At 63.7% G+C, this 26,122-nt stretch carries 20 protein-coding genes; 8 read left to right on the top strand and 12 right to left on the bottom strand.

Going from position 1 to position 26,122, the window contains the following annotated elements:
* Window position 1: 1 nt before the first annotated feature.
* The 3 genes from HA399_RS12050 to galE all read right to left on the bottom strand — a co-directional run bounded on the left by HA399_RS12050 (window position 2) and on the right by galE (window position 3,952).
* Window positions 2-1,852 carry a sulfatase-like hydrolase/transferase gene (locus HA399_RS12050; protein ID WP_404325108.1) on the bottom strand — a complete coding sequence of 617 codons (1,851 nt, stop codon included), beginning with the start codon at window positions 1,850-1,852 and terminating at the stop codon, window positions 2-4.
* 79 nt (window positions 1,853-1,931) lie between these two features.
* The gene (gene cysQ, locus HA399_RS12055) at window positions 1,932-2,759 is read right to left on the bottom strand and encodes a 3'(2'),5'-bisphosphate nucleotidase CysQ (RefSeq protein WP_404325109.1); all 828 of its coding nucleotides are present in this window, start codon (window positions 2,757-2,759) and stop codon (window positions 1,932-1,934) included.
* 170 nt (window positions 2,760-2,929) lie between these two features.
* Window positions 2,930-3,952 carry a UDP-glucose 4-epimerase GalE gene (gene galE, locus HA399_RS12060; protein WP_054555473.1) on the bottom strand — a complete coding sequence of 341 codons (1,023 nt, stop codon included), beginning with the start codon at window positions 3,950-3,952 and terminating at the stop codon, window positions 2,930-2,932.
* Window positions 3,953-4,475: 523 nt separating this feature from the next.
* On the opposite strand from galE, the gene HA399_RS12065 reads away from it, so the two are divergent.
* Complete coding sequence (locus tag HA399_RS12065) at window positions 4,476-5,972, top strand: SLC13 family permease (protein WP_404325110.1); 1,497 nt, start codon at window positions 4,476-4,478, stop codon at window positions 5,970-5,972.
* Between the two features lie 258 nt (window positions 5,973-6,230).
* Here HA399_RS12065 and gltS read toward each other — a convergent pair whose 3' ends face one another.
* Together gltS and HA399_RS12075 are read right to left on the bottom strand one after the other, a co-directional pair.
* Complete coding sequence (gltS, locus tag HA399_RS12070) at window positions 6,231-7,421, bottom strand: sodium/glutamate symporter (RefSeq protein WP_233593315.1); 1,191 nt, start codon at window positions 7,419-7,421, stop codon at window positions 6,231-6,233.
* Between the two features lie 457 nt (window positions 7,422-7,878).
* Entirely contained in the window at window positions 7,879-9,603 is a 1,725-nt protein-coding gene (locus HA399_RS12075) for a 2-isopropylmalate synthase (protein WP_404325111.1), read from the bottom strand.
* A 557-nt stretch (window positions 9,604-10,160) separates the two neighbouring features.
* Between HA399_RS12075 and HA399_RS12080 the strand changes: the two genes are divergently transcribed.
* Window positions 10,161-10,649, top strand: a complete 489-nt coding sequence (locus HA399_RS12080; RefSeq protein WP_043331273.1) for an Lrp/AsnC family transcriptional regulator — start codon at window positions 10,161-10,163, stop codon at window positions 10,647-10,649.
* 150 nt (window positions 10,650-10,799) lie between these two features.
* On the opposite strand, the gene hppD is transcribed toward HA399_RS12080, so the two are convergent.
* A complete protein-coding gene (gene hppD, locus HA399_RS12085; RefSeq protein ID WP_404325112.1) occupies window positions 10,800-11,879 on the bottom strand; it encodes a 4-hydroxyphenylpyruvate dioxygenase in 1,080 nt (359 codons plus the stop codon).
* 358 nt (window positions 11,880-12,237) lie between these two features.
* Window positions 12,238-12,843 (bottom strand): LysE/ArgO family amino acid transporter, encoded by a 606-nt coding sequence (locus tag HA399_RS12090; protein WP_043331275.1) that lies wholly within the window; start codon window positions 12,841-12,843, stop codon window positions 12,238-12,240.
* 135 nt (window positions 12,844-12,978) lie between these two features.
* Here HA399_RS12090 and HA399_RS12095 point away from each other — a divergent pair, with 135 nt between their 5' ends.
* On the top strand, window positions 12,979-13,917 hold the full coding sequence (locus HA399_RS12095) for a LysR family transcriptional regulator ArgP (protein WP_404325113.1): 939 nt from the start codon (window positions 12,979-12,981) through the stop codon (window positions 13,915-13,917).
* Window positions 13,918-13,957: 40 nt separating this feature from the next.
* Here the strand turns inward: HA399_RS12095 and argE are convergent, their stop codons facing one another.
* Entirely contained in the window at window positions 13,958-15,196 is a 1,239-nt protein-coding gene (gene argE, locus HA399_RS12100) for an acetylornithine deacetylase (protein ID WP_404325115.1), read from the bottom strand.
* Window positions 15,197-15,427: 231 nt separating this feature from the next.
* Window positions 15,428-16,636, bottom strand: coding sequence for a formaldehyde dehydrogenase, glutathione-independent (gene fdhA / locus HA399_RS12105; protein ID WP_054555477.1), 1,209 nt, complete (start codon window positions 16,634-16,636; stop codon window positions 15,428-15,430).
* Between the two features lie 467 nt (window positions 16,637-17,103).
* On the opposite strand from fdhA, the gene HA399_RS12110 reads away from it, so the two are divergent.
* A complete protein-coding gene (locus HA399_RS12110) occupies window positions 17,104-17,481 on the top strand; it encodes a hypothetical protein (RefSeq protein ID WP_043331278.1) in 378 nt (125 codons plus the stop codon).
* A 516-nt stretch (window positions 17,482-17,997) separates the two neighbouring features.
* A complete protein-coding gene (cfa, locus tag HA399_RS12115; protein WP_404325116.1) occupies window positions 17,998-19,176 on the top strand; it encodes a cyclopropane fatty acyl phospholipid synthase in 1,179 nt (392 codons plus the stop codon).
* Between the two features lie 164 nt (window positions 19,177-19,340).
* Here cfa and HA399_RS12120 read toward each other — a convergent pair whose 3' ends face one another.
* Window positions 19,341-19,862 carry a MarR family winged helix-turn-helix transcriptional regulator gene (locus HA399_RS12120; protein WP_052384225.1) on the bottom strand — a complete coding sequence of 174 codons (522 nt, stop codon included), beginning with the start codon at window positions 19,860-19,862 and terminating at the stop codon, window positions 19,341-19,343.
* Window positions 19,863-20,197: 335 nt separating this feature from the next.
* Window positions 20,198-21,751: a sigma-54-dependent transcriptional regulator gene (locus tag HA399_RS12125; RefSeq protein ID WP_043331281.1), complete on the bottom strand. Its 1,554-nt coding sequence runs from the start codon at window positions 21,749-21,751 to the stop codon at window positions 20,198-20,200.
* Between the two features lie 412 nt (window positions 21,752-22,163).
* Between HA399_RS12125 and phhA the strand changes: the two genes are divergently transcribed.
* The 3 genes from phhA (at window position 22,164) to HA399_RS12140 (ending at window position 24,682) form a co-directional block, all read left to right on the top strand.
* Window positions 22,164-23,045 carry a phenylalanine 4-monooxygenase gene (gene phhA, locus HA399_RS12130; RefSeq protein WP_404325117.1) on the top strand — a complete coding sequence of 294 codons (882 nt, stop codon included), beginning with the start codon at window positions 22,164-22,166 and terminating at the stop codon, window positions 23,043-23,045.
* Between the two features lie 103 nt (window positions 23,046-23,148).
* A complete protein-coding gene (locus tag HA399_RS12135) occupies window positions 23,149-23,487 on the top strand; it encodes a 4a-hydroxytetrahydrobiopterin dehydratase (RefSeq protein ID WP_054555480.1) in 339 nt (112 codons plus the stop codon).
* 1 nt (window position 23,488) lies between these two features.
* Window positions 23,489-24,682, top strand: coding sequence for an aromatic amino acid transaminase (locus HA399_RS12140; RefSeq protein WP_404325118.1), 1,194 nt, complete (start codon window positions 23,489-23,491; stop codon window positions 24,680-24,682).
* A 141-nt stretch (window positions 24,683-24,823) separates the two neighbouring features.
* Here HA399_RS12140 and HA399_RS12145 read toward each other — a convergent pair whose 3' ends face one another.
* A complete protein-coding gene (locus HA399_RS12145) occupies window positions 24,824-26,050 on the bottom strand; it encodes a LysR family transcriptional regulator (protein WP_404325119.1) in 1,227 nt (408 codons plus the stop codon).
* Between the last annotated feature and the right edge of the window lie 72 nt (window positions 26,051-26,122).

Below are 26,122 nucleotides of genomic sequence, written 5' to 3' on the forward strand. Positions count from 1 at the left end.
GTCAGTCCTTGAGAGTTTCTGAAGGTAATGAAGCAGGTGACAAGGTGAACGCCGACGACTCCTCTGACGGCGTCACGCGGGAATCCGGTTGTGGGGCTTGCCCGTCGCGTTTCGCGCCCTGCCCGGACATGAACTCCGGACGCTCCAGCAGCTCGGTGGTCGCCTCGACCGCTTCCTCGAGCTCTTCGGCACCCGGCGCGAGAGGTCGGGAAAGAAAGTCCGACGGCAGGGCTTCATAGAAGTTCAATCGTCCCAGCTGGTCCAGCACCGGATGACGTTCACGCGGCTGATAGCAGACCGCCCAGGGCGACAGGCACGGCTTGTCACCGGAGAAGCGGATGCCCAGCCAGTCGCTGGCCAGATAGGGCAGGTCAAAACTGGCGAAAGGCTCATCGGCGTGCGAGCGCAGGCGCGTCAGCTCGCGCGCGGGATTGGGCGCCTGCCCCGTCTGCCACAGCCACAGCGGAATGCGGTACGGCGCCTGACTGGGGCGATCACCGCCATGCACATAGGCGTCACTGAGCGGGTCATGCTCGAGGCCGTGGTCCGACAGATAGAGCACGCCAGCGGGTCGCCCTTCGAGGCGCTGGAAGACGCCCTCGATCACCTGATCCGTGAAGCGGATGCTGTCATCGTAGGCATCGGTCAGCGGCGAGCGGCTGTCCGGGGTCAGGAAATAGCGCAGTGAATCCGGGTACTGCAGGCTGGCCGGCGGGTGACTGCCGTAGAGATGCAGCACGATCAGCCGCGGCCCCTCGACCTCGCGCGCCAGCGCCTCATCCAGTGCATCCAGCAAGCCATCGTCATAGTCGGTCATGATGGTGCGAGCGACATCGGCACGCTGGGCGATGGCGGTGATCCAGGTGCGCTCGGAAGTGATATCGAGCCCTTGGCGCGACAGCCACTCGGTATGATAGCCGGCCTGATTGGCCAGCGAGATCAGATTGGCGTCCAGATAGCGCGGCGAGAAGGCCCGCGGGTCGGTCAGACTGGCCAGCATCGGTACCGCCAGCACGGTCTGTGGCGCCGGCGCGATGGCCTGATCGAAGACCACCAGCTCGTCGCGACGCGCATCGAGATTCGGCGTCGTGGCGCGGGAATAGCCATACAGCGACAGCTGATCGCGGCGCTGGGATTCGCCGATGATCAGGACGAAGACAGCATCATCCGACACCTCGGGGCTGCGCGAGACGCCTCCGAAATCATAGTCATCCGCCATCAGCGCCTTGTAGCGCTCCTTCTCCCACCAGGCATGCGAGGTGGTGGCCAGGTTCCAGCCCGGCGAGACCGACAGCGTCGTGATGGCCAACGGCACACTGGCCCGGCCCCACTGCCAGCTACCGGCCAGCAGCATCAGCATCCAGAGCACGAAGGCGATTCCGCTGCGCCCGCCCAGCCGGGCGCGAGCCAGCCCCGCCCCGAAGCGATTGCCCAGTGCCAGCGCCAGCAGGAAGAACCCCAGCGGGACGATCAGGGCCAGCGGGAACTTGAACAGCATCGCCATCGATTCGCTGCGGCTGGTATCCAGCGAGCTGAGCGCGAAGGCCAAGCCATAGCGGGAATCGTAATAGACGGCGCTGACCACACTTGCGGAGAGATTGACGCCCAGCGCCGCCATCAGCCCCAGCGCCGGCCAACGCCAGCGCGGACGATGCAGCGCCGCCAGCAGACACGGCCACAGCAACAGATTGCCGAACAGGATCAGGCCGCCCTCGAGCAGGCCGTGATAGATCAACGGCACCAGACTCGCCAGCAGGGCCAGCGTGATGGCGGAGATCACCCCGGCCCGTTTGCTCGCCTGATCGCTGCGCGCAAACAGGCGACGGACGAGGCGCTGCAGCAGGCCCTTCATGCGCGTCCTCGCCATGACATGAACGCTTCAGCCCTTACGCGGGCCAATGGATGCACGAGCCGTCGAGCCCCGGCCACCCTCAGACGTCCAGCGCCTGGCGCCAGCGACCATCCGCTTGGCCACAGGCGATGAAGAAGGGATTCACCAGCGTATCGCGGGCGTTGTAGTCCAGACGACGCGGCTGTGAGGGCAATGATTCGGCATCGAAGACCTGGCCGCCGGCCGCTTCCAGCACGGCCTGGGCCGCCGCGGTGTCCCACTCGCTGGTCGGTGCGTAGCGCGGATAGAGATCCGCATTGCCTTCCGCGATGCGACAGAACTTGAGCGAGCTGCCACAGCTGACGTTCTCCACCGGTGCCAGTCGCTCGATCAGCGCCGCCGTACGCGCATCGAGATGCGACTTGCTGGCCACGACTCTCAATACCTCGGGCTCCGGGCTGACCGCGATCGCGACACGCCCGGCGGCGTCTTCCCGGAAGGCCCCCACGCCGGCGAGCCCGCTCCAGGTCGTCTCCAGCACCGGCGCATCCACCACGCCCAGCACGCTGCGCGAACCCTGGATCAGCGCCACGTTGACGGTGTATTCACCGCTGCCGGTGACGAATTCACGCGTGCCATCCAGCGGGTCGACCAGCCAGAAGGTCTTCCAGTCACGCCGCGCCGCGATATCGGCCTTGTCACTCTCCTCCGAGAGCACAGGAATCTGCGGCGTCAGGCGGGCCAGCCCCTCGACCAGCACATGATGCGCCGCCATATCCGCCGCCGTCACGGGACTGTCATCCGCCTTGGCGCGCGTGCCGAGCTCTCCCCCACGGGCAACGGCGAGTATCGCCTGCCCCGCTTCACGGCAAAGCTGTTCAATGGCCGTCAGCAGTTCAAGATCGAGGGTGACATCAGACTGGGTCATGGGGGGCTCGCAGAGAATTCGAAGGAGTCGACACGGGCCCTTCGGCCCGCCGTCATCATACGCAAAAGCGGCCGCGGATGCTGCCCGCGACCGCTTCGAGAGGTCTTCACACAAGCGCCGTCAACTCAAGCTCGGTCAACTTCGGCGCACTGACCCTGCAGTGTCAGTTTTCAGGCACTGCGATAGCCGTTGGGGTTGCGTGACTGCCAACGCCAGCTGTCGGCCATCATGCGGTCGAGACCCAGCTCGGCCTTCCACTTCAGCTCGTTGAAGGCCTTGTCCGGCTCTGCCCAGCATTCGGCGATATCGCCGGCACGACGCGGTGCGATGCGATACGGCACCGGACGACCGCTGGCCTTCTCGAACGCCTTGACCATGTCCAGCACGCTGTAACCGGTACCGGTGCCCAGGTTATAGGTGTGAACGCCATCCCGCGCATCACCGGCCAGGTAGTCCAGCGCCTTGAGGTGGCCATCGGCCAGGTCGACGACGTGGATGTAGTCGCGCACCCCGGTGCCATCCGGCGTCGGGTAGTCATCACCGAACACGGCCAGTTCCTCGAGGCGACCCACGGCGACCTGGCTGATATACGGCACCAGGTTGTTGGGAATGCCGTTGGGGTCTTCGCCGATGGTGCCGGACTCATGGGCACCCACCGGATTGAAGTAGCGCAGCAGCGCGATGCGCCAGCTGTCATCCGCGACGGCCAGGTCGCGCAGCACTTCCTCGACCATCAGCTTGGAGCGGCCATAGGGGTTGGTCGCGGAGGTCGGGAAGTCTTCACGGATCGGCGTGGAGGCCGGATCGCCATACACGGTGGCAGAGGAAGAGAACACGATACGCTTGACGCCGGCACGCGCCATGGCGTCACACAGCACCAGGGTGCCGTTGACGTTGTTGTCGTAGTAGGCCAGCGGCTTGGCGACGCTCTCGCCGACCGCCTTGAGCCCGGCGAAGTGGACCACGGCCTCGATATCGTGACGCTCGAACAGGCTGTCGAGCAGCGCGCCATTGCGGATATCCCCTTCGACGAACGGCACTTCGCGTCCGGCAAGCGTCGCCACACGCGCAAGAGAGGCTTCACTGGCATTGGACAGGTTGTCCAGCACCAGCACCTGATGGCCGGCCTCCATGAGCGCCAATACCGTATGAGAGCCGATGTAGCCTGCACCACCCGTGACCAGAATCATCAATCATCTTCCTTGTGAAAGTAACGCGACAGTGGGCCACGCAGTTGTCCTGCGCTGGCCCTGTTCATGGCTGCTAACCCTACCTTCCAGCCCTTGCGCTCACAAGTCCACAGCCAACGACAGCGTCTGTCGCCAGACAGCAACCTGACCCGTGCAAGATGGCGTCACACAGGGCTTGGCCCGAGGTGTGAGCACCTCGGATCAAGCGTCGCGCTTGCGCGGCGTCAAGGTTTCACTTACCAGCGTTTCAAAACAGGCAATGAAGGCTATTGAGCCGCGGCGCAATGCTGAGACAATGGCCGCGCCTTGCCGCCTGAGCGCCCGGCTGATCGACTCGCGAGCGACTTTCTGACAAGGCAGGCAACATGACACGCCGTGCACGTCACCCCGACCGGGGATACATGCGCGACATGTAATGAATAACACCAACACGACAACTCGCCATCACCTACCATGACCCATACCAACAACACGATGACCACCATGATGAGGAAGCCAGTCGCCGACCGGCTTCTCTGGAGTCGACATGCCTGAGCAATCTCCCGATCACGTCGCTGATCAATCCACTACGCCGCCACAAGCGCCACTCGCGGCGCGCATCGGCCTGATACTCGGACCCCTCCTGTTGCTGCTGACCTGGCTGACACCGGCACCGGGTGACATGCCGGACAGCGCCTGGCTCTGCGTCGGGCTGGCCCTGCTGATGGCCACCTGGTGGGCCACCGAGGCCCTGCCGATTCCGGTGACCTCGCTGCTGCCCATCGTGCTGGTGCCGGCGCTTGGCATCGACGACATCAAGAGCACCACCGCCGCCTATGCCAACCCGACCATCTACCTGTTCCTCGGTGGCTTCCTGCTCGGGATCGCCATGCAGCGCTGGGACCTGCATCGCCGCGTGGCCCTGCATACGCTGAAGCTTGCCGGTCACTCGCCGCGCCGCCAGATCGCCGGCTTCATGATCGCCACCGGCTTCATCAGCATGTGGGTGTCCAACACCGCCACCAGCATCATGATGCTGCCCATCGGCATGTCAGTGGTCAGCCTGATGTCCAGTGGTCAGGACGAGCGCGAGAGCAATGACCCGGAACTGAAGCGCTACGCCGCCGCCCTGCTGCTGGGTATCGCCTACTCCGCCAGCCTCGGTGGTATCGCGACCCTGATCGGCACGCCGCCCAATGCCCTGCTGGCGGGTTACCTGTCCAGTGATCAAGGCATCGAGATCGGCTTCGCCCAGTGGATGCTCGTCGGCCTGCCGGTCGCCATCGCGATGTGCGCCATCACCTGGTGGTGGCTGACGCGCACGCCCTTCTCCTTCAAGTCCGAGACGGCAGACAGCGGCGAGATGATCAGCCGCGAGCTCAAGGCACTGGGCGCCATGAGCAGCGCCGAGAAACGTGTCGGCGTCGCCTTCCTGGTGGCTGCCCTGCTGTGGATGTTCCGTCCGCTGATCAACCAGATGGGCCTTGCCTGGCTGTCGGACACCGGCATCGCCATGGCCATCGGCGTGGGCCTGTTCGCCATTCCCTCCGGCACCTCACGCGGCCGCCGTCTGCTGGTGTGGGAAGACGCGCGTGACCTGCCCTGGGGCGTGTTGCTGCTGTTCGGGGGTGGTCTGGCACTGGCGGGCGTGATCAAGAGCTCGGGGCTCGCCGAGTGGATCGCAGGCCAGCTGTCGATGTTCAGCGTGCTGCCGCTCATCGGCCTGGTCGCCATCGTGGTCGTGGTGATCATCTTCCTGACCGAGGTCACCTCCAATACCGCGACGGCAGCCGCCTTCCTGCCGCTGCTGGGGGCACTGGCGCTGTCACTGGACATCGATCCGCTGCTGATCACCGTGCCGGCGGCCATCGCGGCCAGCTGTGCCTTCATGATGCCGGTGGCGACTCCGCCCAACGCCATCGTGTTCGCCACCGGCCACCTCAAGATCCAGACCATGATGCGCGCCGGCTTCTTCCTGAACCTGGCCGGTACCGTGGTCGTCACGCTGCTGGCCTATGGCCTGATCGTGGCACTGTGGGTGTAGAGGCAAGTGCTGGCGCGGGGCCTGGAGGAGAGCGAAGGTGCGAGCGAAGGTGAAAGTGAGGGTGAGAACGAGGGCGAGAACACAAGCGCCTGACGAGGTTCTCACCGCCTTTGAAGCCTGAGCCCTTGAAGCCTGAGACATCGAAACCTGCAAGCTTCAGCCCCCCGAAACGACAACGCCGGACTCCAATGGAGTCCGGCGTTGTCGTTCATGCCAGGCAGATTCTGCGACTTCTCATCATGACACCTGCGGTCATGTTCAGAAGAAGCCGAGGAAGCCCTTGATGATCAGCGAGTTGGCGATATCGATCAGGAAGCCACCCACCACCGGCACGATGATGAAGGCCAGACGCGACGGCCCGTGGTGCTGCGTGACCGCCTGCATGTTGGCGATCGCCGTCGGCGTGGCGCCCATGCCGAAACCACAGTTACCCGCGACCAGTACCGCAGCGTCATAGTTCTTGCCCATCAGGCGGAAGGTGACCTGGGTGGTGTAGAGGAACACCAGCGCGACCTGTGCCAGCAGGATGGCCAGAATCGGCAATGCCAGATTGGCCAGATCCCAGAGCTTGAGCGTCATCAGCGCCAGCGCCAGGAAGATGGACAGGCTGATGTTGCCCAGCACATCGACGGCGTGGGTATTGAGGTGCTTGTCGCCGAAGGCGCGCACCACGTTGCCGATGACGATACAGCTGAACAGCACCCACACGAAGGTCGGCAGCGAGAAGGCGGTGCCCGAGGTGAGTGACTGCAGCTGCTGGCCACAGACGACCCCGAGCAGCAGCATGAAGAGTGTCTTCAGGGCATTGGCCGTATTCAGCGGGTGCTGGACTTCCGTCTCGTCATATTCGGAATCGCTGACCTGGGCGTTGATGTCCTGCCCTTCGCGCTTCATGCGATTGATCAGGAAACGCGCCGTCGGTCCACCGATCAGGGAACCGAACACCAGCCCGAAGGTGGCACAGGCCATCGCGACTTCCATCGCGCCATTGATGCCATATTCGTCGGCGAAGACGTTGGCCCATGCCGCGCCGGTACCGTGGCCACCGGACATGGTGATGGAACCGCCGAGCAGACCCAGTACCGGATCAAGACCGAACAGACTGGCAACACCGACACCCAGCAGGTTCTGCAGGATGAGCAGACCGATGACCAGCGCGAGGAACAGCACCAGCTTGCTGCCGCCGGCACGAATCATGCGAACGTCGGCCGACAGGCCAACGGAGCCGAAGAACAGCAACATGAAGGGAGTCTGGAGACCGCCGAAGAACTGGAACTCGTAACCCAGGCCACGCAGGCCGGTGACGATGATGGTAGCGATGAGGCCGCCGACCACAGGCTCGGGGATATTGAATTCGCGCAGCACGCGCACGCGCTCGACGATCAGATGGCCAACGACGAGGACAAGCGCCGCCAGCAACAGGGTGGTGATAGCATCAAGTTGAATCATGCGATACCGATGAGTAGTTGTGGGTTGTTCTAGCGGACCTCCTGAACGAGAGGTGCACTGGCGATGCCCGATCAGAGCAGGGATGGGGACGCATCCATTATCTCTTCAATCAGGGGGTTTGCCTTTGCACCGCTTGGAATTGTTGTGTTCTCGAATCCGGTCTGCCACCAGATCGTTATCATTATGCGGGTGCAGCGATGATACGCAGGGTGGGCACCGGTGCAAGTCCGGATGTTGACTGAGCCGTCAACATCAGACAAAAGTCTATAGCGGCCTGGCGAGCATGACACGTATTTTCCACGCAAGCCTGCCCGCGTCAGCCCAGCAACGGCGGGCGTGAGCGCCAGCCGGGCAACTTCTGCCCTGCCACGAAACGCAAAGACCCCCGCTCTGATGAGCGAGGGTCTCGAGAGAGGCAAAAAAGCCCCTGATCAGTCACGCATGAGGCGTGTTGTCGTCAGACAGCGACCGGGCCGGCTTCCTCGGCACGTTCCGCTTCGCTGCGTGCACTGCTTTCCAGGCCGCGATTGACCGCCGACAGCACGGCCTTGAGCGATGCGCTCACGGTATCGCCATCCTCGGCCATGCCGCAGACACGCTTGCCATCCAGGTTGAGCATCACGAAGGCCACCGCGACGGCATCGCTGCCTTCGCCGAGGGCGTGCTCACCGTAGTCCACCACGCTGACGGTGGTACCGGTGTGACGCTGCCAGGCATCCATGAAGGCGGAGATGGCACCGTTGCCTTCGCCGGCCAGCGCGATCTGCTCGCCCTTGTCATCGACCAGTGTCGCAGTGAGCTGCTCGGCCCCTTCGCGATCCAGACGATAGCCCTTGAGACTCAGCGGCGCCTCACGCTTGAAGCTGGCATCGAGAATCGCGCGAATCTGGTCGCTGGACAGCTCACCACTGACCTGCTCGCTGGCCTTCTGCACGTGCGGCGCAAGCTCGAGACTCATCCAGCGCGGCAGGCTGATGCCATGATCGCGCTCGAGCAGGAAGGCCATGCCACCCTTGCCGGACTGACTGTTGACGCGGATCACCGCCTGGAAGTCGCGGCCCAGGTCCTGCGGGTCGATGGGCAGATAGGCGACCTGCCACGGCTCGTCAGGCTGCTGCTTCTTGAGGCACTTGCGGATGGCGTCCTGGTGGCTGCCGGAGAAGGCGGTGTAGACCAGCTCGCCGACCCACGGGTGACGCGGGTGAACCGGCAGATTGGTGCACTCGGTATAGACCTGGATGATCTCGTCCGGGTTGGAGAGATCCAGCTCCGGATCGATGCCCTGGCTGTAGAGGTTCATCGCCAGGGTGATCAGGTCCATGTTGCCGGTGCGCTCACCGTTGCCCAGCAGGGTGCCTTCGATGCGATCAGCGCCGGCCAGCAGGCCAAGTTCGGCGGCAGCGGCGGCGCCACCGCGGTCGTTGTGGGTGTGCAGCGAGATGATCGCGCAGTCACGACGGCTCAGGTGCTTGATGAAGTACTCGACCTGGTCGGCGAAGTGATTGGCCGGGCCCACTTCCACCGTGGCCGGCAGATTGAGGATGCAGCGTTTTTCCGGCGTCGGCTGCCAGACATCCATCACCGCCTCACACACCTCGACGGCGTAATCCATCTCGGTGGAGGTGAAGCTCTCCGGCGAGTACTGGAACACCCAGTTGGTGTCCGGGTAGCGCTCGGCGTAGTCCTTGACCAGCTGTGCACCCTCGACGGCGATGGCCTTGATGCCGTCACGGTCCATCTCGAACACCCGCTCACGTTGCACGGTGGAGGTGGAGTTGTAGACGTGAACGACGGCATCACGCGCACCGACCAGCGATTCGAAGGTACGCGCGATCAGATGCTCACGCGCCTGCACCAGCACCTGGATGCTGACGCCTTCCGGAACCTGATCTTCCTCGATCAACCAGCGCACGAAGTCGAAATCGAGCTGACTGGCGGAGGGGAAACCGACTTCGATCTCCTTGAGGCCGATCTTGACCAGCAGCTTCCACATCAGCTTCTTCTGCTCGACCGTCATCGGCTCGAGCAGCGCCTGATTGCCATCACGCAGGTCGACACTCGCCCATAGCGGCGCCTGGGTCACGGTACGCGACGGCCACTGGCGGTCGGTCAGTGCGACAGGTGTCACGGGGCGATATTTGGTGTGGTCGAAGGCAGCACTTGGCGTGGATGCAGCAGTCATGGTCGTGTCCTTGGCGGTCTGGGTGCGAAAAACCGGCAATCGAGGCCCGATACGGGAGATCGATGGCACCTTTCGCACTCAACAGTGTCCCAATCGGGGCGCCTGAGTAAATGTGAGATGACGAAGGCGTGAAGGCCTTGCATCCGAAAGCTTGCCGTCAGCAGGGCAAGCAAGCAAGTCGGGGGCAGCGTAACGTCACTGCCCGCCGCAAGCTCCGGGACCGGATCACGGTCTCCCGCGCGGAGAGAAGGACGGTGGGATCACCACCAGAGCCCTTTCGGCAGCCTCGCTTCGATCAGAAGCCGACTGCGTTCCGCGTTCACCGGTTGCAAGAGGCGTGTCGCCAGCGCCGGTGGCTCATCCTGCTCAGGTCTGTCGTTCGCGCCGTGCGTCGTGTCATGCGACAGCCACGACCCGAGCGGGCATCTTCATCGCTGAGCAGTGATTACAGTATATGCCGCATATCAGGGCGGACGATTGCGAAAACCACATGACATCGCCATCTTAAAAGCAGATTATTTCACCATTCACATCTTCACCGCTAATGGATTGCGAAAATGAGCCAGAATATTCCTCTCCCGACACTGGACCGCTTCGACCGTCGCATTCTTGACGAGCTTCAGCACTCGGGTCGCATCAGCAATCAGGAACTCGCGGAGCGCATCGGCCTGTCCCCGTCGCCTTGCCTACGCCGAGTCCGTGCGCTGGAAGAAAGCGGCATGATCACCGGCTACCGCGCCCAGATAGATGCCCGCAAGCTGGGACTCAGCCTGATGGCGCTGCTGCATATCTCGATGGACCGCCACACCCCGGAGCGCTTCACCAACTTCGAGGACACCATCGCCTCGCTGCCCCAGGTGATGGAATGCCTGCTGATCACCGGCCAGGAAGCCGATTACCAGCTCAAGGTGGTGGTCAAGGACATGGATGACTATCACGACCTGCTGCTCAAGCAGATCACGCGGATCGAGGGGGTGACCGGCGTGCATTCAAGCTTCGTGCTGCGTCAGGTGATCGATCACCAGCGCGTCCCGACGACCTCCTGAGCCTGACTGCCTGAATCAAGACTTCAGCAACACGAAAGCCCCGTCGGCTATCACCGGCGGGGCTTTCGTGTTGCTGAAGATGCCATCGTGATCACGCCCTGATCAGGGCGTACCGGCTAGCGAAATCACTCGGCGTGCCGATTGGGGAAATCACTCGCCACCGATGATGCCGCGGCGAATCTGGTCTTCCTCGATGGATTCGAACAGCGCCTTGAAGTTGCCCTCGCCGAAGCCATCGTTGCCCTTGCGCTGGATGATCTCGAAGAAGATCGGCCCGATCACCGTCTCGGTGAAGATCTGCAACAGAATGCCCTCCCCCGGCGCGCCATCGACCAGCAGATTCAATGCCTTGAGGTCCTCGACATTCTCTTCATGGTTGGGCACCCGCGCATCGACCTTCTCATAATAGGTGGCCGGCGTGGACAGGAAGGTGACGCCATTGGCCTTGAGCGCCTTGACGGTGGCATGGATATCGTCCGTCGCCATCGCCAGATGCTGGATACCCTCGCCATGGTATTCGCGGATGAATTCCGCGATCTGGGAGTCATCATCCGCTGACTCGTTGATGGGAATGTGCATCTTGCCGCAGGGCGCCGTCATCGCGCGCGAGAAGAGCCCGGTCATCTTGCCTTCGATATCGAAATAGCGGATCTCGCGGAAGTTGGCGATACGCGCATAGAAGTCGGCCCACACATCCATCTGGCCACGCCCGACATTGTGGGTCAGGTGATCCAGCGTATGCAGGCCGACACTGTTGGCATTCTCGATTGCGCCGTCGATGGCGACGAAGTCGGTATCGTAGATCGAGCGCTCGCGGTGATGGTCCACGAAGTACAGCACCGAACCGCCGATGCCTTGCACCGCAGGGATGCCCACCTCGCCCGGCCCGACCGGATGCTCGACGCTGCGCGCACCGTGCGCCAGGGCGTAGCGATGCGCCTGCTCGGCATCCGCCACGCGCCAGGCCATCGCACAGGCACTCGGGCCGTGGATCGCCGCGAATTCCGCCGCCGGGCTGTTCGGCTCGGCGTTGATCACCACATTGATGCCGTGCTGCTGGAACAGGAACACCTGCTTGGAGCGATGGCGACGGGTCTCGGTAAATCCGAGCTGGTTGAACAACTTGCGCAGGGCATCGATGCCGGCCGCATCCGGGGCCGTGAATTCGACGAACTCGAAGCCGTCCGTGCCGATGGGATTGTGCTGTTCGATACGCGCCGGTGCGTTCATGAGGGGCTCCTGAGTCAGGCTGCCGACAAGGCAGGCAAGGTAGAGAAAAGGCGGGCAACATCCTTCACGACAGGCGAACACGTCGCGCGCATCACCTGTCGTGTCCCGATTCCGTTATCGGAAATCTATGCCTTGCCTGCCGCCCTGCCCATTCGCCTTGCGCCCTCATTGGTGCCGTGTCCGGCCTCCCCTCACGCCAGACATGTAACGAAACCCTGCCATGGCGCTGACGGCCATCTCGACACTGCCCACTCGGGGCGCTCCCACTGCCGCCAGCGCCTGACACTGCGTCATGCTTTCTTTACACCTATCGGCGCGTCTCGCCTGCTGTTGCCTCTTGCCCGTCTTGCGTTGGCCGCTAGAGCCAGGCACCGCTGCCCAGCTGCCAGGCCACCCACAGCAGAATCGTGGCGATGAAGGCCTCGATGACCTGCCAGGCACGCGGACTGGTCAGACGTGGTGCCAGCCAACCGGCACATGCCACCAGACCGAAGAACCAGCCGAAGGAGGCCAGGCTCGCCCCGACGATGAAGCTTTGCGGGGACGGCTGCTGCGCGCCGATCGCGCCCAGCATCACCAGCGTATCCAGATAGACCTGCGGGTTGAGCAGCGTGACGGCCAAGGTCGCCGCCAGCACCTTGCCGAGATTGGCCTTGAGCGCGTTGCTCGCCGTCAGCTGGCCGCCAGTGCGCATGCGCCCCAATGCCTTGAGTGCCTGCCAGAGCAGAAACGCCACCCCGCCCCAGCGGGCAATGCTCATCAACAGCGGCGACTGCTGCATCAGCGCGCCCAGCCCGAGCACGCCAGCGATGATCAGCACGCCATCACACAGCGCGCAGAGCCCCGCCACCCACCATTGATGCTCGCGCTTGAGCCCCTGTCCCAACACGAAGGCATTCTGCGCCCCGATGGCGATGATCAAGCCTGCGCCTACCCCTGCCCCATTGAAGAATGACCACCACATATCGCCTGTCCTTTCGTCGTGTCGTTGCCGTGACTGACGACGTCTGCCACGGCTGTCAGTGCTGAGGCAGGCAGAGTACGCTAGGATGAATCCATCAAGGAAATTGATTCAGGGAATGGATCATAAGGAATACTGATGCTGGACTATAAATTGCTGGAGGCGCTGGCGGCCGTCATCGATCAGGGGGGCTTTGAACGCGGGGCGCGAGCACTGGGACTGACGCAGTCGGCGGTCTCGCAGCGCATCAAGTTGCTGGAGGCACGGCTGGGGCAGCCGGTACTGGTGCGTACACCGCGCCTGGGGCCGACGCCACTCGGGCGGCGCCTGCTCAATCATGTCCAGCAGGTGCGCCTGCTGGAACATGACCTGCTCGACCAGATTCCCGCCCTCGGCGAGAGCGAGCAGCGACTGCGCATCGCCATCAATGCCGATTCGCTGGCCACCTGGTGGCCGACCGTCACCGGCAGTTTCTGTCGCGAGCGTGACCTGTTGCTGGACATGCTGGTGGAGGATCAGGAAGTGGCGCTCAGGCGCATGCGTGATGGAGAAGTCGCGGGCTGCATCTGTGCCACGCCACGCCCGGTACAGGGGGCGCGCTCCCACCCACTGGGCAGCATGCGCTATCGGGCGCTGGCCAGCCCGGACTTCGTGCAGCGCCATATCGCAAAGAAAGGCCATCCCATCCCGCCCCTTCTGCCGGCCGAGACCCTGCGCAGCATGCCCGCCATCGTCTATGGCCGTGATGACCGCCTGCAGCACCGGCTGTTGTCGACCATGGGCTTCGATGAGCCCTTCCCCCACCATCTCTGCCCGTCGTCGGAAGGTTTCGTGCGCCTGGCCTTGAGCGGAATGGGCTACGGCATGATTCCCGAGCAGCAGGCGGCGCATCTGCTGGCAAGTGGTGAGCTGGTGGATATCGCGCCGAACCATGCCCTCGATGTGCCGCTTTACTGGCATCACTGGCGCCACGGTGGCAGCACGCTGGACAAGCTCACCGACCACCTGCTGCGGGAATGTGCCACGGTATTGCGCCCGATGCCGGAGCAGGAGACGCCCCGCCCCGGCATGCTGTGAGAGCACGTGTCAGTCGTGCATCAGGCCCGACACAGGAGTCTCAGCCGCCCTGTTGCTCACGCACCAGCTGGGCCAGGAAGCGATCACAGGCCGCCAGCTGGCTGAGCTCGATGTACTCATTGGCCTGATGCGCGACCCCGATGGAGCCTGGCCCGCAGACCACCGTCGGCCAGCCTTCGCTATGGAACTGGCCCGCCTCCGTGGTGTACGCCACGGCCTCGCTGGCCCGCTCATCGCCCAGCAGACGCTGGCAGAGGCGAATGGCCGGGTCCCGATCGCCATGCCCGAGTGACGGCACCGTTTCCACCGTGCGTTCGCTACGAATCGCCACTTCTGGCGCGCGCTCCCGATAGGGAGCGACCAGACGCTCGGCGTGGGCATCGATCTCCGCCAGCATCGCCTCGACATCCTCGCCCGGCAAATGACGCAGCTCCCAGTCGAAGATGCACTCCCCGGCGGTGATGTTGACCGCCGTGCCCCCCTCGATACGCCCGACATGCAGACTGGCGTGGGGCACACCGAAGCGCTCGTCCAGATGGCCGCAGTCGATGCGCGCCTGCATACGGTCCTCGATGAAGGTCACCATGCGCGCCGCCAGATGGATGGCACTCACTCCCTGATAGACCAGACTGGAATGCGACGGCTTGCCGGTCACCGTGGTGCGCAGATCGGTAATGCCCTTGTGGGCATCGACGATCGCCATCATGGTCGGCTCGCCCACCAGCACCGCCGCCGGACGCGGCAGGCGGTCACGCAGGCGCGCGATCATGCGCGGCGCGCCCAGACAGCCGATCTCCTCGTCATAGGAGAAGGCAAGAATCACCGGCTTTTTCAGCGTGCCCGCACGCTGGGCATTCACCAGCGCCGGCACCGCCGCCATGCAGCAGGCGATGAAGCCCTTCATGTCGGCGGAACCGCGCCCATGAAGGCGACCCTCGTCCTCACGCAGCGTGAAGGGATCGCTGTCCCAGGCCTGACCCTCCACCGGCACCACATCGGTGTGCCCGGAGAGCACCACACCGCCCTCGACCTCCGGCCCGATCACCGCCAGCAGATTGGCCTTGTCGCCGCCATCGTTGTGGATGACCTCGGCACTGACACCGACCACTTCCAGGGCGTCGCGCAGGCAATGGATCAACGCCAGATTCGACTCACGCGACACGGTATTGAAGCTGACCAGATGCGCCAGCCAGTCGCGGCTATTGGGCCAGTCGGAAAAATCGGCGTGCTGCGGCATCAGGCTGGCGGTATTGGCGATGGGGGACGCTGAAGCGGACATGGGCATTCCTGTGCAGATACATCAGAGCGGAGAGCACCACACGCAGCGCGCTGGCCTCATATGCTCACCGGTATAGCGCAGCGCCTCTTCGACAACAAGGGCCTGGCTGCAACATCCGCCTGGCAGGCACGCTTCAAAAAAGACGACGCCGCCACACCCGGTCAGAGGGCGTGGCGGCGTCGTCTGTGGCGACAGAACTCCGCTACGGGCGGGATTCAGGCCGTGATGGCATCAAGCGGCACGGCCGTTGCGCACCATGGCGTGGGGGTCGATGACGAATTTCTTGGCAGCGCCGCCATCGAAGTCCGCATAGCCCTGCGGGGCTTCTTCCAGACTGATGACCTGCACATTGACCGCATCGGCGATATTGACGCGCCCGAACAGGATCGCCTGCATCAACGGGCGGTGATACTTCATCACCGGGCACTGGCCCGTGTGCAGCGAGTGGGACTTGGCCCAGCCCAGCCCGAAGCGCATCGACAGCGCCCCGACCTTGGCGGCCTCATCCTCGGCACCCGGGTCTTCGGTGACATAAAGCCCGGGGATGCCGATCTGGCCGCCGGCACGCGTCAGGGCCATCGCCGAGTTGAGCACCGTGGCCGGCTGCTCGCGGCCGTGATCACAACCACAGCCATGCGCCTCGAAGCCGACGCAGTCGACGAAGCAATCCACTTCGCGCTCGCCGAGAATCACCTCGACCTTGTCTTCCATCGAGCCTTCCTGACGCAGATCGATGGTCTCGCAGCCGAAGCTCTCGGCCTGCTGCAAACGCTCGGGGATCATGTCACCGACGATGACACAGGCCGCCCCCAGCAGCTGGGCGGACACGGCCGCCGCCAGCCCGACCGGCCCGGCGCCCGCGATATACACCGTGGAGCCCGGCCCGACCCCCGCGGTCACGCAGCCGTGGAAGCCGGTGGGGAAGATATCGGACAGCAGCGTCAGATCACGGATCTTCTCCATCGCCTGGTCGGCATCCGGGAACTTGAGCAGGTTGAAGTCGGCATAGGGCACCATGACGTAATCTGTCTGACCGCCAGTCCAGCCGCCCATGTCGACATAGCCGTAGGCCGCGCCGGGACGCGCCGGATTGACGTTCAGACAGATCCCCGTCTTGCCTTCCTTGCAGTTGCGGCAGCGGCCGCAGGCAATGTTGAAGGGTACCGAGACGATGTCACCGACCTTGATGAATTCCACATCGCGCCCGGCCTCGACGACCAGACCGGTGATCTCGTGGCCCAGTACCAGGCCCTGCGGCGCCGTGGTGCGGCCACGCACCATGTGCTGATCGCTGCCGCAGATATTGGTCGAGACGACCTTGAGAATGACCCCGTGTTCACACTTGCGATTTCCCAGCGCCAGGGTCGGATAGTCCAGTGATTCGACGCTCACCTTCCCCGCTCCCTGGTATACGACTCCGCGATTGGCATTGGCTGACATGACGTGCTCCTGGCTGGCATGGGGTTTGGCACGTGGCCGGCGACAGGCAGACAAGCTGGCTTGCGCCGCCCGTCACTTTTCCTGCACCGGCCACCAGCCCCCGGTCGGTGGCGTCCAACCGGTAGGGCTCATGCAGACTAGGTCAGTTGTCACAGGTTGGCTGTCCAGATGAGGCATCGACATGCCTAAATGAGACAGTTCACGACCAAAGTGTCACTTCGGCTGCCCGCACGCCCACTCGCCAGTGCCCCCGCGCCTCTGCTGTTGGCGGCAGGCGACAGCCAGCGTCGATGCATCTCGACACTTGAAGCACGCGCCCATACCCCCCAGTACTGATGTCAGCGTCATCTTGACGACAGATATTGCGACCCGAGCCCGCTTACGGCGGCTCTGGAAGACCGCTCTGAACGAAAGCTCTGAAAGACAGCTTTGAAAGACAGCTCTGAAAGACACTTCAAGGAGAGATCATGACCCTGACATCCAACGCCCTGCGCAATTCCTGCATGACCCTAGCCCTCGTCGGCTCCGCCTTCATCGCCGGTTGCGGCAACACCAGCGTGATCGAGAAGCAGGACACGCGCTATGAAGTCAGCGCCGTCGATGAAGACCGCGATGATGCCATCGCACAGGTCAAGGAACGCGCGCTCGAGGTGTGTGAAGAGCAGGACCGCGACAAGTACGATGTGCTCGACTCGCGCGTCTTCGGCCCGCACGACGCCACCGCCAAGGCCGCCGATGGCAATGACCAGCTGGAAGGTGGCACCGTCAATGAAGACACCGAAATGGCTGCCGCCACCCATGAAGGCGAAGGCTACAAGGTCGTCTGGACCGTGCGCTGCCGCTGAGGCGTTCAGTCGTCAGGTAGCGTGACCTGACAGCACGATTGAACGTGAAAGCGAAAGTCGCAACGACGGCGAAAGCGAAAGCGCAGCATCCGTCAGAAAGCCGCCCCCAGGGGCGGCTTTCTTGCGTTCTGGCACCATGCGATGACCCAGGGAAACCGGCACTGCGGCACTTGAGTTCCAAGGCCGCAACCATCGGTTGCCCCAGAAATCAGTCAATTGCACCGCCCCATTAGACGACTCTTGACTATGCTGAGACGAAAGCTGTCCCAGCGCTGCCCCTGATCGCCGCGTATACCTGGTGAAGAAAGTTGTTACCAGCCACCCGGCTGGCACGCCAGTGGCGACTCGGACGCTGTAATTGCAACCTCGCTGCATGCACCTCGCAGCATGAAGCTCGCGCATTGCCATGCGAGACGTTCGACAGCCCTATCGCCCGGGGACTGTCGATCACTGCCATACGCCATGACGAACCCATCAGGACTCTCTGCGCCCACGCGCCGTCAAGGAGGCTTTTCCATGAGTATCGAACAACGCCTGGCCCCCGTTGCACTCCCCGACACCCGTCATCGACGCACCGTCGAACATCTGCTGGCAGGTTCCGGCGTGAGGCTCAACGGGCCTGATCCCTGGGACATTCGCGTTCGCCATCCGGACCTCTTCCGGCGGGTGCTGCAGCAAGGCAGCCTGGGACTGGGCGAGGCTTACATGGAAGGCTGGTGGGACTGTGAGCAGATCGACGAGATGATCTGTCGCCTGCTGCGACATGGCCTGGGCAGCCGCGCCCACACCACCAGCGAGCGCATCGCCTATCGCCTGCAGGCCGGAGTGATCAATCTGCAGAGTCGCCGCCGCGCCGGCGTGGTCGGCAAGGTGCATTATGACTTCGGCAATGACCTCTTCACGCGCATGCTGGATGACACCCTGTGCTACAGCTGCGGCTACTGGAAAGACCTGCCGGTGAGCGCGGAGAACCTGGGCAAGGCGCAACAGGCCAAGCTGGATCTGGTGTGTCGCAAGCTGGGGCTCACGCCCGGCATGCGGTTGCTGGATATCGGCTGTGGCTGGGGGAGCCTTGCCGCCTACGCCGCACGCCATTACGGCGTGGAGGTCGTCGGCATCACCATCTCCGCCGAACAGGCCGCGCTGGCGCGTGAGCATTGCGCAGGGCTACCGGTGGAAATCCTGCTCAAGGACTATCGCGACCCTGACTTCCGGCGCACGGTGGGCAGCTTCGATGCCATCGCCTCGATTGGCATGTTCGAACACGTCGGCCACAAGAACTACGCCACCTACTTTGCCCATGCCGCGCACCTGCTGCGCCCCGGCGGACGCTTCGTGCTGCACACCATCGGCTCCAACCAGAGCGATATCTCGGCCGACCCCTGGGTCAACCGCTATATCTTCCCCAATGGCGTGCTGCCCAGCGCCAGCCAGCTGGTACGCGCCAGCGAAGCGCATCTGGTGATGGAGGACTGGCACAATTTCGGCGCCGACTACGACCCGACATTGATGGCGTGGCGCGCCAATCTCGACCAGCACTGGCATGAGCTGGCCGATACCTATTCACCGCGCGACAAGCGCATGTTCGAGTACTATCTCAGCGCCTGCGCTGGCGCCTTCCGCGCCCGCCAGCTGCAGCTGTGGCAGGTGGTGTTCACCCACGGCACCGCAGGGCGCTACGACGCGCCACGCTGATCCGCCGCTCGCGGGGCGCCGGCAGTCTCGACCGGCGACGACTGTATCAAGCGGCGGGGCGAATCAGACGCGTCGCCGCGAAACGGTTGAGCAGCGCATGCATCAGGTAGATCAGCAGCATCGCGCTGCAGACCGCACCCAACGCCGAAAGCGCTGATCGGATGTCACCCCTGACGACTCCGCTGATATTCGGCCTGCGAGCGCGCGATGCTGGCACTGGCATTGTCTTCAAACTGGAGCAGAGTGCGGGCGAAGGCATTGAGCGCTTCGTCATCGAAGCCGACGTACAGCTCGGCACGCACTCGCTCGATGCGCTCCGTCAACTGGGTCAGGCACTGGCGGCCTTGCTCGGTGAACCACAGGCATCGCGCCCGCTTGTCGGTCTCGTGCGGCACGCGCGCGATCAGCTGCTGAGCCTCGAGCTGGTTGAGGGTGCGCGTCAGCGACGGCATCTCGATGCCCAGCTCGCTGGCCAGCATCTGTTGGGTACAGCCCTCGCCGAGCTTTTCCAGATGGACCATGACCGTCCAGCGCGATTCCGTCATGTCCAGGCTCCGCACCGCGCTGGTGATGGCGGTGCGCCAGAGACGGTGGACCCGGCCGACCTGGCCACCCAGCGAGGGCTTGATCTGCTCGTGAAACGGAATTTCCTGTGTCGAATCCGTCCCCGGAGAATGTGCGTTCATGTATCATCTCTCGACATGAAGGCTCCCATGACACTTCCCCTCATCGGTACTGAGCGGAAGACCCACGAGAGCCTTGATTGGTGCGGCGTCAGGGCGGCTGTTGCCGGCGATATCAGACGCCATCTATATTAGCTTGCTAACAATATGAGAATCATACCCTTTATTAGCGAGCAAAACAATTCACCAATTCCGATATTCAAACACGTATTTAAGCGCCTCTGCGCTTCTGTCTTCTGACTTGTCTTCTTCCCCTTCTCCTCTTTCTTCTTTTGCTGCTCGTCTGCTTTCCTATCACCCTGTTGTCTCTTCTCTCCCGTCATCACCTGCGCCGCGGGTCATTCCTGCGCGATGCCGTGACGCTTGAGCTTGTTGGCGATGGTGGTATGCGAGACCCCCAGACGCTTGGCCAGCAATCGGCTGGACGGATACTCTGGGTAGAGATGCGCCAGGATGCGCCGTTCCACCTCATCGTGTATGTCGCCCAGGCTGCCGGTCAGGTCGATGTTGTCCAGCCCTTCATCACGCGCCTCACCGGTCAGGCGTAGATGCTGCGCCTCGATCACCTCGCCATCGCACAGCGAGACGGCCTGGAACAGCACGTTTTCCAGCTGACGCACGTTGCCCGGCCAGTGATAGCCCTGCAGGCGCGCCATGGCCTCGGGCGAAATATCCCGCACGCGAGCGCCGATCTGACGCACTGCGCGCTCGAGGAAATGCCGCGCCAGCTCCTCGAGCCCATCCAGACATTCCCTGAGCGGCGGTATCTGCACACACAGCACATTGAGGCGATGGAAGAGATCGTGGCGGAAGCGCCCTTCGCTGCACAGTGCCGGCAGGTCCTGTTGAGTGGCGCAGATCACGCGCACATCGAGGAAGGTTTCCTCATCGCTGCCGACGCGCCGGAAACCGCCGTCCTGCAAAAAGCGCAGCAGCTTGACCTGCATGCGCGGACTCATCTCGCCGACCTCATCCAGAAAGATGGTGCCGCCGCTGGTCAGCTCCAGCAGGCCCAGCTTGCCCTCCGGGCGCGCGCCCTCGAAGGCGCCCGGGGCGTAACCGAACAGCTCGGTCTCGGCCATCGATTCCGGCAGCCCCGCGCAATTGAGCGCCATGAAGGGTGCCTGGCCGCGGGGGCTAGCCAGGTGGCAAGCCCGCGCCAGCAGCTCCTTGCCGGTGCCGGTCTCACCCTCGATCAAGAGCGGCGCATCCAGCGGTGCCATGCGGCGAGCCTCCTTGACCACCGCCGACAGCTGACGGCTCGCCTGGAATATCGCTTCGAAGCCGCGCACCTCGGTGCGCTGGATCTGATAGATACGCGAGCCCAGGCGGTCTGCACGATGCAGGGTGACCACGGCGCCCGCCAGCGAGGCGACATCCTCATTCTCGGTGTGCAGTGGCGCGATATCGGCGAGGAAGGTCTCCTCCCCCACCCGCAGGCGCAGGCCGTTGACGCGGGCATTGTTGCGCCGGATCAGCTCCGGCAGGTCGACATCCTGGACGTGACGCGTCAGCGCCAGCCCCGGCACCTCATCGATGCGCACCCCGAGCAACTTGCCCGCCGCGCGATTGGCCGCCACCACGCGCCCATCCATGTCGATGGACATCACCGGGTCTGACAGCGATGACAGCAGTGCATTGAGCTCCAGATGGCGTCGCTCGGTGGGCATCAGGCTGACGCGACTGACCTTGAAGACCCCGGGAATCTCCTCGAGGGTCGGCTTCAGGGTCGAGAGCTGCATGCGCAGCATGTTGGGCACATGCAGATAGATGGAGTTGTTGGCCTCCCCGCCGACCTCACCGCGCAGCACGTTGAGGCCGTAATCGGCAAAGGGGGCCAGGATGTCGCGCAGAATCCCGATTCGATTCTGGCAGGTCAGTTTGAGGCGCATGGCGTTCTCGGCATTGTCGTTGGAATTCTTGTTGGCATAGTCATCGAAATGGTGTCGCCGGCCTGGCGGCGCCGCTCGAGTCACGGGCGGCTTAGCGACGGGCGGCTGAGTGACGTTAACGTAAGCGTTATCAAAAACGTCGTAAAGCATTCCTTACAAAAGACGGCGACACAGCAGTGCATGAGCGCCCGACTGGCACAGGATGCGCCCGATTACCGCTCCAGTGTCACAATTATGTGACAAGACACGCGCCATCGCAGCGTTATCTGCGGCACAGAGCCACGCCTGACCACTGGTCAACGCCACCCGACAAGGCCTAGCGTTGTCATCGACATGCAAGGACTGGCATGTACGCCATAATGACAACACGGCAGCCTGCTCGGCAGCGCCGCCATCTGGTTGGGGAGGTTGCATGAACGCACCGCAGGGTCGTCATTGGCCACAGACATCCCAGGAAGCTCAGCCCGGCTCGCAAGCCAAGGCCAAGGGCACCCGCTACGTGGCCCATGAGCCGGATGCCCGGGGCCGGATCCATTACAGCGATCAGGAAAACGCCACCTGGCAGACACTGATGGCGCGCCAGATGGCGCTGGTCGAGGGGCGTGTCTGTCGCGAGTATCGGCAAGGGCTCGAGCGCCTTGCCCTGCCGGAGGACCGCATCCCCCAGCTCGGCGAGATCGATCGTGTCCTCGAGGCCGCCACCGGCTGGCGAACCGCACGTGTGCCGGCCTTGATCCCCTTCACGCGCTTCTTCGAGCTGCTCGCCGAGCGGCGCTTCCCGGTCGCCACCTTCATCCGCTCCCCGGAAGAACTCGACTACCTGCAGGAGCCGGACATCTTCCACGAGATCTTCGGCCACTGCCCGATGCTCACCCACCCCGCCTTCGCCGAATTCACCGCCACCTACGGACGCCTCGGCCTCGCCGCCAGCAAGGAAGAGCGCGTCTATCTGGCCCGCCTCTACTGGATGACGGTGGAATTCGGCATGCTGCGCGAGACTCAACCCGATGGCAGTCGTGCCCTGCGCCTCTACGGCGGTGGCATCATCTCCTCGCCGCGCGAGACCCGCTATGCCCTGGGCGAGCTTGCGGACAGCCTCGAGCGCCCCGCGCATCTGCCCTTCGATGCCGTCGAGGCACTGCGCACCCCGTATCGCATCGACATCCTGCAGCCGCTCTACTATGTCCTTGAGTCACTGGACGACCTGCATGAACTCGCCAGTCGCGACATCATGGCACTGGTCCACGAGGCCATGGCTCTCGGCCTCAAGACGCCGCGCTTCGCACCACGTTGATCGCACGACGTTGATCGCACCGTGCTGATCGCACAGGCGCCCTTGCCCCAAGGGGTACGCCTTTTCACCAGCCCCCTCTTTCCTCAAGCCGGAGAATAGTGACATGACCGAACTCGCCAGACAGTCCTGTGAAGCCTGCAGCTTCGATGCGCCCAAGGTCAGCGATAGCGACATCGAGACGCTCAAGACCGCCATTCCCGAGTGGCAGTTGCTCAATCGCGATGGCATCATGCAACTGGAACGGTGCTTCACGTTCCGCAATTTCAAGCAGGCACTGGCATTCACCAATCGCGTAGGCGAGATTGCCGAGGAAGTCGGGCACCACCCGGCACTTCTCACCGAGTGGGGCAAGGTCACCGTGACCTGGTGGTCCCACGAGATGAAGGGTCTGCACAAGAACGATTTCATCATGGCCGCCAGAACCGACGAGGTAGCGAAATAAGATGTTCGAGCAGATTGCGCGTGTACCCGGGGATGCCATCCTCGGCCTGATCGAAGCCTTCAACAACGACACCAACCCGCAGAAGGTCGACCTCGGCGTGGGCGTCTATCGCGATGCGAACGGCAATACGCCGGTCATGCGTGCGGTCAAGCAGGCCGAGAACCGCCTGGTCGAGAATGAAGTCACCAAGACCTACATCGGCTCCCACGGCGACCCGCGCTTCGGCAAGGTCGTACTGCCGATGGTGCTGGGCGCCGAGTCGCCGGTGCTGGCCGCCAATCGCGCCAGCGCCACCCAGGCGCCCGGCGGTACCGGTGCCCTGCGTCTGGCCGCGGACTTCATCGCCAGCAACCTCAAGGGACGTGATATCTGGCTGTCCACCCCGACCTGGCCGAACCACCTGGGCATCTTCGACGCCGCTGGCGTGACGCGCCACAACTACCCCTACGTCGACGAGAACAACCGCCTCGACTTCGATGGCATGCTGGCGACGCTCAAGACCATCCCGGAAGGTGACGTGGTGGTGCTGCACGCCTGCTGCCACAACCCGACCGGTTTCGATCTGAGCCGCGAGCAGTGGGACCAGGTGCTGGAAGTCGTCCAGGCGCGCAAGCTGCTGCCGCTGATCGACTTCGCCTACCAGGGCTTCGGTGACGGACTGGAAGAAGACGCCTACGGCGTGCGCCTGCTGGCCGAGAATGTCGATGAAGCCATCATCACCAGCTCCTGCTCCAAGAACTTCGGTATCTACTGCGAGCGCACCGGCTGCCTGATCCTGATCGCCAAGGACGAGGAGAGAATGCTCGACGTGCGCTCCCAGGCCGCGATCACCGCGCGCGAGAACTACTCCAATCCGCCGGCGCATGGCGGTGCGGTGGTCATCGACATCCTCGAGGACGACACCCTGCGCGGCGAGTGGCAAAGCGAGCTGACCGAGATGCGTGAGCGCATCAACGGCCTGCGTCGTGACTTCGTCGAGGCGCTCAAGCCGTATGGTCTGGACGAGCAGTTCGCCTTCATCGCCGAGCAGCGTGGCATGTTCTCCTACACCGGCCTTTCGCCGGAACAGGTCGATCGCCTGCGTGACGAGTTCGGCATCTACATGGTGCGCTCGGGGCGTGCCAACGTGGCCGGCTTCTCCACCGAGAACCTGCCCTACGTGGCCAAGGCCATCGCGACCGTCGTCAAGGGCTGAGCCCGAGCGAGCGCTGTCGTGAAGACAAGAAAACCCCGCCAATCGGCGGGGTTTTTTAATGGTCGGTTGTCTGACTTGCTGTCTGGTCTGCTCTCTACTCTGAGGCAAGGCTTCCGCCAGACGCCTGCGCCGTCATGCCGATCAGCCTTCTTCGTCCACCAGCGGCAAGCGGGCAAGACTCGCCGCCACCTCCTCTTCGAGCAGACTGATCAGCAGGGCCTGCACCGCGTGCAGCGATTCCCCTTCCTCGGCCGTCGGCAACTGCCACTTGAGCTCCAGATAGCGCTCGCTGCGCATCGAAAGCGGCAGGCCGATCAGGTCGCCTCTGGCATCCTCGAGCACCTGCAGCGCCGACAGCGCATCAATGATGGTGGCGGCACTGCCCGAGCGCGCCAGACGCCCGGCGCTGGCCGGCGTGGCGACTTCCAGCAGACTCGCCGGCGTCACACGCTCACGCTTGAGCAGACCCCGAATCAAGCGCCCCTGACTGCTGGTTTCCGGCAGATCCACGAAGGAGCGTTCATTGAGGCGTGCAAGGGTCAGCGGCTTGTCCAGCAGCGGCCAGCGTGAGGGCCACAGCAGCATCAAGGGCAGCTTCAGCGCGGGCGGTGCCTCGGCTTGCGCCTCGTCACTGGCCTCTTCACTTTTCCCGCTGCGGGAAGCGGCCCCTTCGGCATTGTGCGCATCATCCTCGACGTCAAACGGCAACTCCGGCGTATCCCCCAACTCGGGCATGGCAGCCTTGGCGGCGGGCTTTGCCTCATCGTCATCGCCTTCGATGAGAGTCGTCTCCTCGCGCGCGCGCTGACGCAGGCTGGCCTTGAGCTCGCGGGCGCGTGCCGCCGCCGTCTTGGCACGCTTGCCGCCCTGGGGCTCCGGCGGTGCTTCCAGACTCACCGCCATCGCGACCCGCCCCTCGCGGATGGCGAGATCATGCTGTGACACCTCGAGCACTTCCAGGCTGGGCAGCCACTCACTCAAGGCTTCACTGGCCGCGATGCGTGTCAGCCAACCGGCACTGAAGGCCTCCAGACCAGGTGTGACCGCCAGCACGAGACGCGGACGCTTGCCGCTGCCCGGCCCGAAGGCCAGTCGCCTGAGCTCGGATTGAGCACTGAACATCCGGGCAAGTGATGGCGTCAGGCGCTCGGCTTCCGGGGTCGGCACCAGCTTGCCGCCCTCGCGCAGAAACAACGAATAGCCCAGCGTCTGCTCGAGTTGTGCCAAGCCCCGCGAGACCACCGGCACGCTGATCCCCAGTTGTGCGGCACCGCCTTTCATCGAGCCACACTCGATCACCGCCCACAGCATTTCCAGCTGACGCAGCCGTATGCCGGGTTCACGGGTGCCTGTGTCTGACTGCGCCATGGTGTTGCTCCTTGAAGGGTTCGTCCGCGATGCTCCGAGAGTCAGCGCTGGGCGCTGGCTTATTTAGCCTTA

The organism is Cobetia sp. UIB-001, from assembly GCF_044789135.1.
Taxonomy (GTDB): domain Bacteria; phylum Pseudomonadota; class Gammaproteobacteria; order Pseudomonadales; family Halomonadaceae; genus Cobetia; species Cobetia amphilecti.

Coding starts and splice junctions, on each gene's coding strand:
- cfa (WP_404325116.1), top strand. CDS start 17,998: ATGAGTATCGAACAACGCCTGGCCCCCGTTGCACTCCCCGACACCCGT.
- gltS (WP_233593315.1), bottom strand. CDS start 7,421: ATGATTCAACTTGATGCTATCACCACCCTGTTGCTGGCGGCGCTTGTC.
- HA399_RS12110 (WP_043331278.1), top strand. CDS start 17,104: ATGACCCTGACATCCAACGCCCTGCGCAATTCCTGCATGACCCTAGCC.
- HA399_RS12140 (WP_404325118.1), top strand. CDS start 23,489: ATGTTCGAGCAGATTGCGCGTGTACCCGGGGATGCCATCCTCGGCCTG.
- HA399_RS12050 (WP_404325108.1), bottom strand. CDS start 1,852: ATGAAGGGCCTGCTGCAGCGCCTCGTCCGTCGCCTGTTTGCGCGCAGC.
- phhA (WP_404325117.1), top strand. CDS start 22,164: ATGAACGCACCGCAGGGTCGTCATTGGCCACAGACATCCCAGGAAGCT.
- HA399_RS12135 (WP_054555480.1), top strand. CDS start 23,149: ATGACCGAACTCGCCAGACAGTCCTGTGAAGCCTGCAGCTTCGATGCG.
- HA399_RS12120 (WP_052384225.1), bottom strand. CDS start 19,862: ATGAACGCACATTCTCCGGGGACGGATTCGACACAGGAAATTCCGTTT.
- HA399_RS12080 (WP_043331273.1), top strand. CDS start 10,161: ATGAGCCAGAATATTCCTCTCCCGACACTGGACCGCTTCGACCGTCGC.
- hppD (WP_404325112.1), bottom strand. CDS start 11,879: ATGAACGCACCGGCGCGTATCGAACAGCACAATCCCATCGGCACGGAC.
- HA399_RS12090 (WP_043331275.1), bottom strand. CDS start 12,843: ATGTGGTGGTCATTCTTCAATGGGGCAGGGGTAGGCGCAGGCTTGATC.
- cysQ (WP_404325109.1), bottom strand. CDS start 2,759: ATGACCCAGTCTGATGTCACCCTCGATCTTGAACTGCTGACGGCCATT.
- HA399_RS12095 (WP_404325113.1), top strand. CDS start 12,979: ATGCTGGACTATAAATTGCTGGAGGCGCTGGCGGCCGTCATCGATCAG.
- HA399_RS12125 (WP_043331281.1), bottom strand. CDS start 21,751: ATGCGCCTCAAACTGACCTGCCAGAATCGAATCGGGATTCTGCGCGAC.
- HA399_RS12075 (WP_404325111.1), bottom strand. CDS start 9,603: ATGACTGCTGCATCCACGCCAAGTGCTGCCTTCGACCACACCAAATAT.
- HA399_RS12145 (WP_404325119.1), bottom strand. CDS start 26,050: ATGGCGCAGTCAGACACAGGCACCCGTGAACCCGGCATACGGCTGCGT.
- HA399_RS12065 (WP_404325110.1), top strand. CDS start 4,476: ATGCCTGAGCAATCTCCCGATCACGTCGCTGATCAATCCACTACGCCG.
- fdhA (WP_054555477.1), bottom strand. CDS start 16,636: ATGTCAGCCAATGCCAATCGCGGAGTCGTATACCAGGGAGCGGGGAAG.
- argE (WP_404325115.1), bottom strand. CDS start 15,196: ATGTCCGCTTCAGCGTCCCCCATCGCCAATACCGCCAGCCTGATGCCG.